This window comes from Bacteroides sp. AM54-2NS, assembly GCF_003602935.1.
GTDB classification, from domain to species: Bacteria; Bacteroidota; Bacteroidia; order Bacteroidales; family Bacteroidaceae; genus Bacteroides; species Bacteroides xylanisolvens.
In genome coordinates, this window is the sequence record NZ_QTMZ01000028.1 from 1 (window position 1) to 12,388 (window position 12,388).

At 39.7% G+C, this 12,388-nt stretch carries 8 protein-coding genes, 1 tRNA gene and 3 pseudogenes; 7 read left to right on the plus strand and 5 right to left on the minus strand.

Annotated elements, in window-relative coordinates; all coding sequences use genetic code 11:
- Nucleotides 1-236 precede the first annotated feature (236 nt).
- The 3 genes and pseudogenes from DXA05_RS16735 (at nucleotide 237) to DXA05_RS16745 (ending at nucleotide 2,216) form a co-directional block, all read left to right on the plus strand.
- Nucleotides 237-922, plus strand: a pseudogene (locus DXA05_RS16735) (hypothetical protein).
- Entirely contained in the window at nucleotides 922-1,692 is a 771-nt protein-coding gene (locus DXA05_RS16740) for a DUF3822 family protein (RefSeq protein ID WP_004323629.1), read from the plus strand. The pseudogene DXA05_RS16735 and the gene DXA05_RS16740 overlap by 1 nt, the downstream one beginning before the upstream one ends.
- Nucleotides 1,683-2,216: an RsmD family RNA methyltransferase gene (locus DXA05_RS16745; RefSeq protein WP_004314595.1), complete on the plus strand. Its 534-nt coding sequence runs from the start codon at nucleotides 1,683-1,685 to the stop codon at nucleotides 2,214-2,216. Before DXA05_RS16740 ends, DXA05_RS16745 begins: the two co-directional genes overlap by 10 nt.
- 24 nt (nucleotides 2,217-2,240) lie before the next feature.
- On the opposite strand, the gene cls is transcribed toward DXA05_RS16745, so the two are convergent.
- The 3 genes and pseudogenes from cls to DXA05_RS16760 form a co-directional block, all read right to left on the minus strand.
- Nucleotides 2,241-3,680, minus strand: coding sequence for a cardiolipin synthase (gene cls, locus DXA05_RS16750; RefSeq protein ID WP_061447537.1), 1,440 nt, complete (start codon nucleotides 3,678-3,680; stop codon nucleotides 2,241-2,243).
- 132 nt (nucleotides 3,681-3,812) lie between these two features.
- A pseudogene (locus tag DXA05_RS16755) lies at nucleotides 3,813-6,733 on the minus strand (TonB-dependent receptor).
- An 83-nt stretch (nucleotides 6,734-6,816) separates the two neighbouring features.
- Entirely contained in the window at nucleotides 6,817-7,221 is a 405-nt protein-coding gene (locus DXA05_RS16760; RefSeq protein WP_004305412.1) for a hypothetical protein, read from the minus strand.
- Nucleotides 7,222-7,301: 80 nt separating this feature from the next.
- Here DXA05_RS16760 and aroB point away from each other — a divergent pair.
- A pseudogene (gene aroB, locus DXA05_RS16765) lies at nucleotides 7,302-8,362 on the plus strand (3-dehydroquinate synthase).
- A 112-nt stretch (nucleotides 8,363-8,474) separates the two neighbouring features.
- Here the strand turns inward: aroB and DXA05_RS16770 are convergent.
- Nucleotides 8,475-9,344: a helix-turn-helix domain-containing protein gene (locus tag DXA05_RS16770; protein ID WP_004314597.1), complete on the minus strand. Its 870-nt coding sequence runs from the start codon at nucleotides 9,342-9,344 to the stop codon at nucleotides 8,475-8,477.
- 463 nt (nucleotides 9,345-9,807) lie between these two features.
- Here DXA05_RS16770 and DXA05_RS16775 point away from each other — a divergent pair.
- The 3 genes from DXA05_RS16775 to DXA05_RS16785 all read left to right on the plus strand — a co-directional run bounded on the left by DXA05_RS16775 (nucleotide 9,808) and on the right by DXA05_RS16785 (nucleotide 11,723).
- Nucleotides 9,808-9,882 (plus strand) — tRNA-Pro (locus DXA05_RS16775).
- 57 nt (nucleotides 9,883-9,939) lie between these two features.
- Entirely contained in the window at nucleotides 9,940-11,160 is a 1,221-nt protein-coding gene (locus tag DXA05_RS16780; protein WP_128859405.1) for an S-adenosylmethionine:tRNA ribosyltransferase-isomerase, read from the plus strand.
- Between the two features lie 44 nt (nucleotides 11,161-11,204).
- Entirely contained in the window at nucleotides 11,205-11,723 is a 519-nt protein-coding gene (locus DXA05_RS16785; RefSeq protein WP_004323622.1) for an NUDIX domain-containing protein, read from the plus strand.
- Here DXA05_RS16785 and DXA05_RS16790 read toward each other — a convergent pair.
- On the minus strand, nucleotides 11,701-12,243 hold the full coding sequence (locus DXA05_RS16790) for a glutathione peroxidase (RefSeq protein WP_128859406.1): 543 nt from the start codon (nucleotides 12,241-12,243) through the stop codon (nucleotides 11,701-11,703). The genes DXA05_RS16785 and DXA05_RS16790 overlap by 23 nt on opposite strands.
- Nucleotides 12,244-12,388 lie beyond the last annotated feature (145 nt).

Below are 12,388 nucleotides of genomic sequence, written 5' to 3' on the forward strand. Positions count from 1 at the left end.
TTCATCTGCCAGTGTGGACAGCAGAAACATCTGCCAGTGTGGACAGCAGAAACTCTGAAAGAGATTTTACAGCAATTTCCTGCTCTAAAGTTGGCTGATAAGAAATTTCTTAATTTGCCTTTCTAAATAGTTATTTATCATTTTTGTACGAGAAAAAAGTTCGAGGAACTATCGTATTTAAATTTATTTATTCTATTTTTGCGATGCGAATATAACAACTAAAAACATAATTTATCATGAAAACAGTATTTAATATTGTATTGGTGCTTTGTGCTGCTGCACTGATTTACATCTGTTACACCAGCATTATGGGTCCTATCAATTTTGAAAACGCAAAAAAAGAAAGAGAAAAAGCAGTCATTGCCCGTTTGATCGACATCCGTAAGGCACAGCAGGAATACCGTTCGCTGCACCGCGGAATGTATGCACCCAAATTAGACACACTGATTGATTTCGTTAAAAATCAAAAATTGCCGTTCGTTATGAAGATGGGAATGTTAACTGACAAGCAATTGGAAGACGGACTGACTGAAAAGAAAGCCATGGCTATCATCGAAAAAGCAAAGAAAACCGGCAGATACGATGAAGTTAAGAAATGGGGACTTGAAAACTTCAAACGTGACACTATGTGGGTAGCTGTATTGGATACTATCTATCCAAAAGGATTCAATGCCGACTCAATGAAATATATCCTCACGGAAATGGTGCTCAATTCGAAATGAACGTGAAAAATGACACTGCCAAGTCTGGTGCTCCAGTATATTTGTTCGAAGTGAAAGCTCCATACGAAACTTATTTGAGCGGACTTGACAAACAAGAAATCATCAACCTAAAAGACCTGGATTCTAAACTAGGCAAATATAGCGGCTTGATGGTAGGTTCTATCGATACTCCAAACAATGGTGCTGGTAACTGGGAATAATGATTGATTTTACTAAATCAAAACAATATACTTTATCCATCCGTCTTAGTACGGATGGATTTTCTTTTTCTATCTATAACCCGATTCATGACGATTCGCTTTCAATAATAGAGAAAGAGATAGACACATCTCTATCCCTTACAGCCAATCTAAAGGCGGTCTTTCACGAATCGGACTTCCTAAATCATCCTTACAAACGGGTAAATATAATGATGGCAAGCAAGCGTTTTACAATTGCGCCATTAGACTTATTTGAGGAGGGACAGGCGGAACTTCTGTTTTATCATAATCATCAGAAAAGAGAAAACGAAACGGTGCTCTATAATATTCTAAGAAAGAATAATGTAGCTGTCATCTTCGGCATAGACAAAAGCGCACAGACCTTTTTGAATGAACAATATCCCGAAGCTCGTTTCTATTCTCAATCTACTCCATTCATCGATTATTTTTCTGTTAAAAGCAGATTGGGAAACAGTAAGAAGATGTATGCTTCTGTACGCAAAGACGGCATTGACATCTATTGCTTTGAACGAGGACATCTGCTTCTGGCCAATTCCTTTGAATGTACGCACACAGAAGACCGTATTTACTATTTATTGTACGCCTGGAAACAACTGGAGTTTAATCAGGAACGGGATGAGTTACACCTAACCGGAATACTTCCGGAGAAAGACGTTTTAATGAGTGAATTGAAAAAGTTTATCCTACAGGTATTCATCATGAATCCTGCAACTAATATTGACATGCAAGCCTTATTAACATGCGAGTAATCAGCGGTATTTACAAACGAAGAAGATTTGACGTGCCTCGGACATTTAAAGCACGCCCTACGACAGATTTCGCCAAAGAAAATCTGTTTAATGTACTCAATAACTATATCGATTTTGAAGAAGGAATAACAGCTCTTGATTTGTTTGCCGGAACGGGAAGCATCAGTATCGAATTGGTATCCCGCGGATGCGACCGTGTTATCAGCATTGAGAAAGATCCTGCACATCACTCATTCATCTGCAAAATTATGAAAGAGGTGCAGACAGACAAATGTCTGCCGATACGCGGAGATGTATTCAAGTTTATCAAAAATGGCCGCGAACAGTTCGACTTCATCTTTGCCGATCCTCCCTACGCTTTAAAAGAGTTGGAAACAATACCCGAATTAATCTTTCAGAATAATCTTCTCAAAGAAGGAGGATTATTGGTACTGGAGCATGGAAAAGATAATAATTTCGAAGAAAATCCACATTTCCTTGAGAGAAGGGTGTATGGAAGTGTGAACTTCTCACTATTCAGATAAGATCCAAATACAATTTCATCCTTATTAAAGTAGCGGAGCCAATAAACGCACGATAGACTCCACAGCTTTTTGTCTCCACGAACGTCTGCCCCAATTCTTCAAAAAGATCTGTGTACTTTCGCGCTGGTCCTGAAGAAATATTTCTTTCATTTCAAGGGCAGTTTCTACGTCATACATAAAAGCATTCACCTCAAAGTTATGCTCAAAGCTACGGAAGTCAACATTGGTAGAGCCTACAGTGGAAAGCATATCATCTGAAACCATCAGCTTAGAATGTAGAAAACCTTTCTTATAAAAATAGACCTTAACACCTGCCTGCATCACATCTGCCAAATAAGAACGCGATCCAAGATGAGTTATCCAGTTATCTGCACGTTCCGGTAACATCAAGCGTATATCCACCCCAGACAATGCTGCTGTTTGCATAGCTGCTAATATTGGTTCTGTAGGCAAAAAATAAGGTGTTTGCATATAGAAATATTTTTTTGCACTGGTAATGGCAACAGTCAATCCCTGCATGATTTCTTTCCATGGCCCGATAGGCTCACTCGTGACAATTTGCACTAAAGAACTTCCGCAAGAGTCAATCTTCGGAAAATAACGGGAAGCGGTTATCAACGTACGGTCTACAAAATACCAATCAAGCAAAAAAGCCGTTTGTAAACCATGCACTGCCTTGCCTTCCAACATGATATGCGTATCTCGCCAAATCCCCCAAGAAAAGCCACGCATATAACGTTCTGCCAGGTTCATTCCCCCAACGAAGCCCACGCGTCCGTCAATAACGACAATCTTTCTATGGTTGCGGTAATTCACCCTACTGGTAAATAAGGGAAAACGTACTTTCAAAAAGCTCCTGACTTCAATACCGGCATTGCGCATTTCTTCAAAAAAACGGTTAGGCACATGCCAGCAACCTACATCATCATAGATAACCCGTACTTCAACCCCGTGAGAAGCTTTTTCTATCAGCACATCCCTGACCATACGCCCGATAGCGTCATCTTCAAAGATGTAATATTCCATGTGGATATGCTGCTTCGCTTTTTGCAGTTCACGCAACAATGATTGAAGTTTGGTATATCCTTCGGTATAGACTGCCACACGGTTCCCCTCAAATGGAAACGCTTGATTCGTTTGCTGGAAAAGCTGAATAAGACGGGAGTATTCATAAGGAACGTCCGAACAATCCTGTGCGAGATATTCGGCCATTGGTTTCTTCAATAAGCGGTCGTAGCTTTTTTGCCCAATGATACGTTCGCGACGTTGACTCCGCCCAAAGAAAAAATAAAAGACAAGTCCGACAATAGGAAGGAAAAGTAATATGAGTATCCATGCCATGGTTTTAACCGGATTCCGGTTGTCAAGAATGATGATGACAATCGTACCGATAATGGCTCCAAAATAAAGAATATCAAAAGCCACTGTTGCTATCTGGCTAAGCATATAGTTCCAATCAATCATAGGAATCTCCTTTCATACGGATACTAAACAACAAATATAGAGTAAATTCTCGGATTAACAAAGAAGTCCCGGCAACAACATTGAATCGTTGTGCCGGGACTTCCTGTTTTTATTTAAACCTATTACTCTGCTTTAGTGTGGTCTGCCACCTCCAAAGCCACCACGCGGGCCACGAGGTCCACCACCATCAAAACCGCCATGACGCATATTGCCGCGAGCTTCTTTATTTCCAAAAACATTCAGACGATAAGAGAAACGAAGCATGCAGTAGCTATTAATTCCGTTATATTCAGAAACAGAACGCATATCGGCTGTTAACGAACGGCTGATATTAGATTGCTGCCGCAGAATATCATATACTTCAAAACTGATGGTTGCGGCATTGCCTTTCAGGAAGTTTTGGGCAATCTGTGCATTCCAAATAAGTTCATTCTTATTCATACTGGCATCACGATAACCACGACGAGCGTTATTAGTGATATTGGTAGACAACGTCATACTCCAAGGTAAAGAGATATTAGTACTTGCACCATAACCAAATGTATAGGGTTCTTGATTGTTTTCCGGACGCAGTTGATTTCGCTCAAAGTTATAGTTGATTGAACCATTCAAGGTAAATTCAAACCAGTCGTTACGGAAAGTTCCATTCAAATTCTCTCCGAAAGTCAGTGTCGTACTAGTGTTCTTGTCATTTATTTTAGTATCGTCATTAAAAAGATAAGAAACCGCATTGGTATAATTAGCACGGGAAAAAGAATTTATGGTAAACCGCTTGTCTCTCAATGCTGTATTGAATCCAAACATTCCCATCGCATTCCAGTTTCCGTTGATATTCTCCGGTTTAACAGTCACTCCACCAGTACTCTGATTATAAGTAGTGGCATTAGTAATGCTATTTTGAGTCATATTCAAGTTTGCATGAGCCATCATGCCACGCTGTTTATCTGCATTATAAGTATTATAAAACAAACGCATAGAATGAGAGAAAGAAGGTTTCAATCCCGGATTACCCTTACGGATATTCAACGGATTAGAGTCATCAGTTACATCAAGCAAATTTTCCATACTCGGCTGGCTTGCACGTCCCGATAGGTAAAGCGCAACTGGCTGACTTTAGAAAATCTGTAACGAAAATCAACGTTAGGAGCAAAATTGAACACATTTCTTTTTACCACAGTATCTACTTCGGCCTTCTTATAATCCAATCTGGTGTTCTGCGGTTGCAAAGATACTCCAAAGTTCAATCTATATTTCTCGCGGATAATATTTAGTCCTGCATTAATATCATGGTTATAATATTTATATTGAGCATACTTACTCAAATCTCTATCTTTATTCTCTTCATATCCTACAGGCAGGCCATCACCAAAATTCCAAAACCAATCCTGTCCTTTATCGGCATCAGGAATCAAGCTGTATGTACTTCTGTCACTTTCACTATATTTATATTGAAATTTATAGCGGAACTGTAAGAAGGTAGCTCTCGCAATCGGTTCGCTATAAGTCAGTTCGGCAGTATAATCATAATTCTTGGTTGGAGAAGTAGTATATTGTTTACGCTCATCATCTTCTTTTTTTGCATTATCATCAAAATAACGCGTCAATGATTCACTAAACTGTTCGCTGTCATTATCTCCATAACTAAATGTACCACGGAAAGTGATGTTTCGTCCCTGATTATTCAATCTACGATTCACTTGCAAAGAAGCATTTGCAGAGAGATTCTGCCCTTCAGATTTTGATTCACTATTACTGGCGTTGACACGAATAGCTTCTAAAGGATCATCCGTACTTCCCCAGAAAATCTTATTCAAAAACTCATTAGGATTAGACACCAAATTAAATGGATCTCCATTAAAAGTACCCGATTCGGAAATAGAATAACTATTAGACTTTCCATAAGAAACGTTCGGACGGAAAATGATATTTGTCAATGTGTCCGGTTTCCACTCCAACCGAAAGTCTGCATTAAAGTTCGTATTCTTATTGCGGCCTTTACTGTTCGAATTTGAATAAGAATTTCCATTTTGCAGGAAACGTTCCGAGTAGTTTGTAGATGTTGCATCCCGATCACTGAAATTATAACGGGCACTACCTCCCAGTTCCAATTTTTCAGTCTGGGTAGCAAAGTTAGCCCCTAACATCTTGGTAGCAGTCAAACCATTGCTGTTCCGGAAACGAGGTCCGCCACCTCCACCGGAGAATCCCTGATCGTTCACATTATTAGCAGAACCGATTAAAGAGAATTGGCTATTATCGACAAAACGATTCAACATCAAGTTGCTTCCGTAACGATCTTCTGTACCACCGGCAACACTTGCATTACCAAACCAACCTTGATTCATACCTTTCTTCACTTTCAGGTCAAGAACAGTTTCTTCTTCTCCGTCATCTATTCCGGTAACACGTGCCAAGTCCGATTTTTTATCGTATGTTTTCAGTTTGTCGATCATGTTGACCGGTAAGTTCTTCAATCCGGTTTTCACATCACCGCCAAAGAACTCTTTACCATCCACCATAATCTTCTTTACTTCTTTACCATTGATTTTGACGTTACCGTCATCGTCTATTTCTGCTCCCGGAAGTTTCTTCACCAACTCTTCGAGCATCGCCCCTTCGGGAGTACGGTAAGCTGTTGAGTTATATTCCAGCGTATCTTCTTTCACGACCACCTGCGGAGCTTCGGCAGTAATCACCGCTTCCTTCAGCATGACAGCATCAGGGTCCAATGTAATGGTTCCCAATTTTTTATCAGTGGCGTTAGCAGATAATTGTACCGGTACGAGCTTGGTTCGGAATCCAATATAGGAAACTTTCAACACATATTTTCCGGCTTTTACTTTGGGGAGAGTAAACCATCCTTGGTTACTACTGGCTATACCGGCGGCATAAGCACTATCAGGTAATGATAGCAATTGAACTGTAGCCTGCGCTGCGGGCTCTTTAGTATCGGATTCCACCACACGTCCCGAAACGGTAATAACCTTATTCTGTGCAAAAATTGAGAAGGTGCATAGCAACATCAGCACCAACCCTGCTGAAAATCTTTTCATTTACCTTATTTACGATTATATTAGTAGCAATAACAATGTCTTTTTGACAAATCGAATCGTAAAAGGTTTAATTGAAAAGAAAATTATCTTTTAAAGAATCGATCAACAAGCGCTTTTTTCAGACCAAACTCCAGACAAAGCACATTAAAAACCAGAAAAGTAAGGAAAGAGGAAGTATCGACGTTTATCACATCTCCTTGCATAACACGCCACAACATACCACCAAAGACGAACAAGAATGTCAAAAAGATAGCATTACGAACAGCCGAATTCCGGATTTGCTCCGTTTCACGGCTTTCATTCTTACTCAATGCAAAGATTATTAACAAGCATCCTGCCATCATCAACAACTTTGTACATTCTTTATAAAACAGCAAGTTAGTATCAGTTACTACTCCCTGCATCACCAAAATAAAAGGGATGAACAGAGCTACCAACAAGACAACATATCCTAAAGGACGACAATATACAGGTAATAATGCTTTCATGATTAAACGTTTTAATGAGACAAAAGTAAGTAAAAAAAGATATTTTATATACATTTGCAGAGTAAAAAAGCAAAAGAATCATGAGTAAACAAGAAGTTATTCTCTGCGAAAGCTGGAAACGAGCCTCGGTCGTGCCATTGAGCTATGTCCGCATGACAAATTATTCGTCCTCACAGACGAGCATACCCAGCGTCTTTGTCTCCCTTCTCTAAAGGAATCGGATCTGTTAAAAGATGCTGTAGAAATCTGTATCGGAGCAGAAGATGTGCATAAAACTCTGGAAACACTCGCTTCCGTCTGGATGGCATTAAGTACTCAAGGGGCTACCCGCCACTCTTTACTTATCAATCTTGGAGGAGGGATGGTGACAGATCTCGGAGGTTTTGCCGCAGCTACATTCAAACGGGGCATTTCCTATATCAATATACCAACCACTCTGCTCGCTATGGTGGACGCATCAGTGGGGGGTAAAACAGGAATCAACTTCAACGGACTGAAAAATGAAATCGGTGCTTTCGCTCCGGCAAACAGTGTATTGATTGAAACTGAATTCCTACGCACATTGGACACACACAATTTCTTCTCCGGATATGCTGAAATGTTGAAGCACGGTTTGATTAGCAATACGGCACATTGGGCAGAATTGCTCAATTTCGATTCCTCTAGTATTGATTATGCAGCTCTCAAACAATTGGTAGGTCAATCGGTACAAGTGAAAGAAGATATTGTAGAACAGGATCCCTTCGAACATGGAATCCGCAAAGCATTAAATCTGGGACACACCGTAGGACATGCGTTCGAAAGTATGGCACTGGCAGAAAACCGTCCTGTATTACATGGATATGCAGTAGCTTGGGGAATTGTGTGCGAACTGTATCTTTCTCATCTCAAAGTAGGTTTCCCGAAAGAGAAAATGCGGCAAACGATCCAGTTTATCAAGGATAATTATGGTGTATTTACTTTCGACTGCAAGAAATATGACCAACTGTATGCATTTATGACGCATGATAAAAAGAATACTTCAGGTACTATCAATTTCACCTTACTAAAAGATATTGGAGACATTTGCATCAATCAGACTGCCGATAAGGACACTATCTTCGAAATGCTCGACTTCTATCGCGAATGTATGGGAATTTAATCCATCCTACATCAGATATACCACATAGTAAAAGGGAATGAAATAGACTTCATTCCCTTTCTCTTCCCAATCCCTATAGATATTATTGCCTATTGTGAGGCAATTGTCCGCACTATTGTTCTAAGTTACTCATTCGATATTGTGAAAGCGACATTCCTGTATGCTTTCTAAAAAAACGTCCAAGCGACGATTGATTCGCAAAGTTCGTTTTAATCGCTATTTCCTGAATGTTCAGGCTTGTGTTTTTCAACAAAGCCTTGATTTCTAATATGATGTATTCAACAATCCAGTCTTTAGCAGACTTCCCGCTTGTCTCCTTAATTACCATAGTCAGGTATTTGGAAGTAATACACAGTTTATCCGCATAAAAAGCCACATCCTTATTCTCCTTAAAATGCTTCATGATAAGCCCAAAGAATTTATTAGCCAACTCTTCTTTACGGGTATCCCTGCGGGCAGTCATCAAGGTCGATTCCTTTTGATAAGCATTGAACAGTTCCAGATACAGATACCTCAACAAATGAATAATCAGCTCACGCCTATATATATCTTGAGAGGTAACTTTATCTTTTATCATACCCAGATAATTATACATCCGGGGAATATCGCGTTCCGTCTGCGGATACCAGTAATGAGTCCGCATATAGAAAAAGAAATGCGGAGAAAATCTGGGCACACCACTTAACGCATCACTAAACAGTGAAGTAGATATAACCATCGTAACGGTCGAGAAATCTTCACTTGGCTCACTAAATGAGACAAATTGTCCGGGTAATAATATAATCAATTCCTCCGGTTGTATCCAATGTACATCTTCATGCACTGTAATTTTGGCCTTTCCACCTAAACAATATATAATCAAAGCTGATTGATTATTAGAAGGATAAGAAGTCAAAGGAAGATACTTCAGATTTTGATAAAATTTAAAATCGTCACCCAGGACGTATATCTCTAATGTCTCTCTATTTTTAATGTCTAACATTTAACACCTTTCTAAACTAAGTCTTTTTACAAATGTATAACTTCCTAATTTACCACGCACCAAAAATGGAAATATAGTATCATACTAAGGAAGTCAAACACCTTTTATTTACATTAATTTATAAACAAACTCTCTGATTGTTAGTTCATTTATCATTTTCCTATTTCGTTTTATTATAGACTGACCTGGTTTTTATAGTGTTTTTAGGACAAGAAAAGGATTAATGCTTTCAAATGAAAAATAAGTAGATTGTTTTCTAATTCAAGCAAAATTAAAGAAATGTACTTTTATATCACATAAGAGGCAATCAAAAGAACTACTAACTCATTGAGATAAAGATTTGCATGACCACAAGAAAGACTAATAATCAGAATAATAGCTATAAATCGGCACAATTCATACTAGAAAAATCAACGGATTATTTGCTAATTAAAAATTAATCTGTACTTTTGCATCCGCAATTCGGGGTGTAGCTCAGCCCGGTTAGAGTACGCGTCTGGGGGGCGTGTGGTCGCTGGTTCGAATCCAGTCACCCCGACTGGTTAAAGAGGTTAGAAACCGAATGGGTTCTAACCTCTTTTTATTTTAGAAAACAATGAAAGAAGATCCTAGACATATCCATATCAGTGAATACAGTTATCCTCTTCCGGATGAACGTATTGCTAAATTCCCGTTGCCTACCCGCGACCAGTCCAAACTCTTAATATACCGTCGTGGAGAAATCAGTGAAGATGTTTTCACTTCTTTGCCGGAATATCTGCTGCAAGGCAGTCTGATGATATTCAATAATACAAAAGTCATTCAGGCGCGCCTCCATTTTCGAAAAGAGACGGGAGCACTGATCGAAGTGTTTTGTCTTGAACCGATCCAGCCAAACGATTATGTCTTGAATTTCCAACAGACAGCACATGCCGCCTGGCTTTGCATGATCGGCAATCTGAAGAAATGGAAAGACGGACAGTTGAAACGCGAAATGACCGTCAAAGGATTCCCTATTACCTTGACCGCTACCCGAGGAGAATGTAAAGGAACCAGCCATTGGGTAGATTTTGCATGGGATAATCCAGAAGTGACGTTTGCCGATATCCTTGAAGTATTCGGAGAGCTTCCTATTCCTCCTTACTTGAACCGGGATACGGAAGAAAGTGACAAGGAAACTTATCAGACTGTTTATTCTAAGATTAAAGGTTCGGTAGCTGCGCCTACGGCGGGATTACATTTCACTCCACGAGTATTGGATGCACTTCAAGAGAAAGGCATCGATCTTGAAGAATTAACTCTACACGTAGGAGCAGGCACATTCAAACCTGTAAAAAGTGAAGAAATCGAAGGTCACGAGATGCACACGGAATATATATCGGTCAATCGGAGTACCATCAAAAAACTGATTGACCATGACGGTTGTGCTATTGCAGTAGGAACTACTTCTGTACGGACTCTGGAAAGCCTGTATCACATTGGAGTTACATTGGCTGAAAATCCGTATGCTACGGAAGAAGAACTACGTGTCAAACAATGGCAGCCTTATGAAAAGTACGACCAGATTCCTCCCGTTGTTGCGTTGCAAAAGATATTAGGATATCTCGACAGGAATGGTTTGGAAACCCTTCACACCAGTACACAGATTATCATAGCACCGGGATACAATTATAAAATAGTAAAAGCGATGGTTACTAATTTCCATCAGCCGCAAAGTACCTTGCTGCTTTTGGTTTCAGCTTTTGTAAAAGGGAATTGGCACACAATTTATGATTATGCACTGGCGCATGATTTCCGATTCCTAAGTTATGGAGATTCTTCTTTATTAATACCATAAGAAATCCTCCTCTCCGAAAGATTTTACGCAATATAAAAGACACTATGCCAAGCGATAATAACCAGGAAATGTTCCCTATCGTAGACGAACAGGGAAATATCACCGGAGCCGCCACTCGCGGAGAATGTCACAGCGGTAGCAAACTGCTTCATCCGGTGGTTCACCTTCACGTATTCAATGCCCAAGGAGACATCTACTTACAGAAACGCCCCGAATGGAAAGACATTCAACCGGGGAAATGGGATACGGCTGTGGGCGGACATATTGATTTGGGCGAAAGCGTAGAAATCGCCCTAAAGAGAGAAGTCCGTGAAGAATTAGGCATCACAGACTTCACTCCCGAGCTTCTCACCAGTTATGTTTTTGAATCCAGCCGTGAAAAAGAGCTTGTTTTTGTCCACAAAACCGTTTATGAGGAAGAAATCCATCCCAGCGACGAACTGGACGGTGGACGATTTTGGAAGATAGAAGAAATAAAAGAAAATCTGGGTAAAGGAATCTTCACTCCCAACTTCGAAGAAGAGCTGAAAAAAGTATCTCTTATTCCTTCTCTATCCAAGTAATAATCTTTTCAGAGAACGGACTTTCTTTCGGAGACACAACTCCCGCCCAATGTCCGTTCTCATCAATCATAAACTTCTGAAAGTTCCACTGAACCGGTGCACTTTCTTTTCCATTCTGTTTTTTCTCCGTCAACCATTGGTAAAGAGGAGCCATATCTTTTCCTTTAACGGAAATCTTAGCCATCATCGGAAAAGTAACATCATAGTTCAAAGAACAGAACTTAGCTATTTCCTCATTACTACCCGGCTCTTGTCCCATAAAGTTATTCGCCGGAAAACCGATAATAACAAAGTCTTTTTCTTTATATTTCTCATATAGTTTCTCCAGTTGAGCATACTGGGGCGTCAGCCCACACTTAGATGCCACGTTGACTACCAGCACTTTCTTACCTTTCAGTGAAGAAAGAGGAAAGTCCTTACCATCAATAGTTTTCACTGTAAAATCATAAAAAGACTTGTTTTGCGCTTCCGAAGAAATTGCAAACAACAGGCTTACCATCATCAAGACGAATGTTTTCATGTTGAATATACATTTAGTTTGTTTTTATATTAAACGAGTAAACTGAAAGAAATGTTTGTTCAGCAGTGAAACAAGAACAATGATTTTACATCTTTCAATTCCCCAATCCGTCACTTCACCCCACAATCTTTCCGCTTCATTTATT

Excerpts from the sequence above, each read along its gene's own strand:
- DXA05_RS16790 (WP_128859406.1), bottom strand. The coding sequence starts at position 12,243 with ATGAAAACATTCGTCTTGATGATGGTAAGCCTGTTGTTTGCAATTTCT.
- cls (WP_061447537.1), bottom strand. The coding sequence starts at position 3,680 with ATGATTGATTGGAACTATATGCTTAGCCAGATAGCAACAGTGGCTTTT.
- DXA05_RS16770 (WP_004314597.1), bottom strand. The coding sequence starts at position 9,344 with ATGTTAGACATTAAAAATAGAGAGACATTAGAGATATACGTCCTGGGT.
- DXA05_RS16760 (WP_004305412.1), bottom strand. The coding sequence starts at position 7,221 with ATGAAAGCATTATTACCTGTATATTGTCGTCCTTTAGGATATGTTGTC.
- DXA05_RS16740 (WP_004323629.1), top strand. The coding sequence starts at position 922 with ATGATTGATTTTACTAAATCAAAACAATATACTTTATCCATCCGTCTT.
- DXA05_RS16785 (WP_004323622.1), top strand. The coding sequence starts at position 11,205 with ATGCCAAGCGATAATAACCAGGAAATGTTCCCTATCGTAGACGAACAG.
- DXA05_RS16780 (WP_128859405.1), top strand. The coding sequence starts at position 9,940 with ATGAAAGAAGATCCTAGACATATCCATATCAGTGAATACAGTTATCCT.
- DXA05_RS16745 (WP_004314595.1), top strand. The coding sequence starts at position 1,683 with ATGCGAGTAATCAGCGGTATTTACAAACGAAGAAGATTTGACGTGCCT.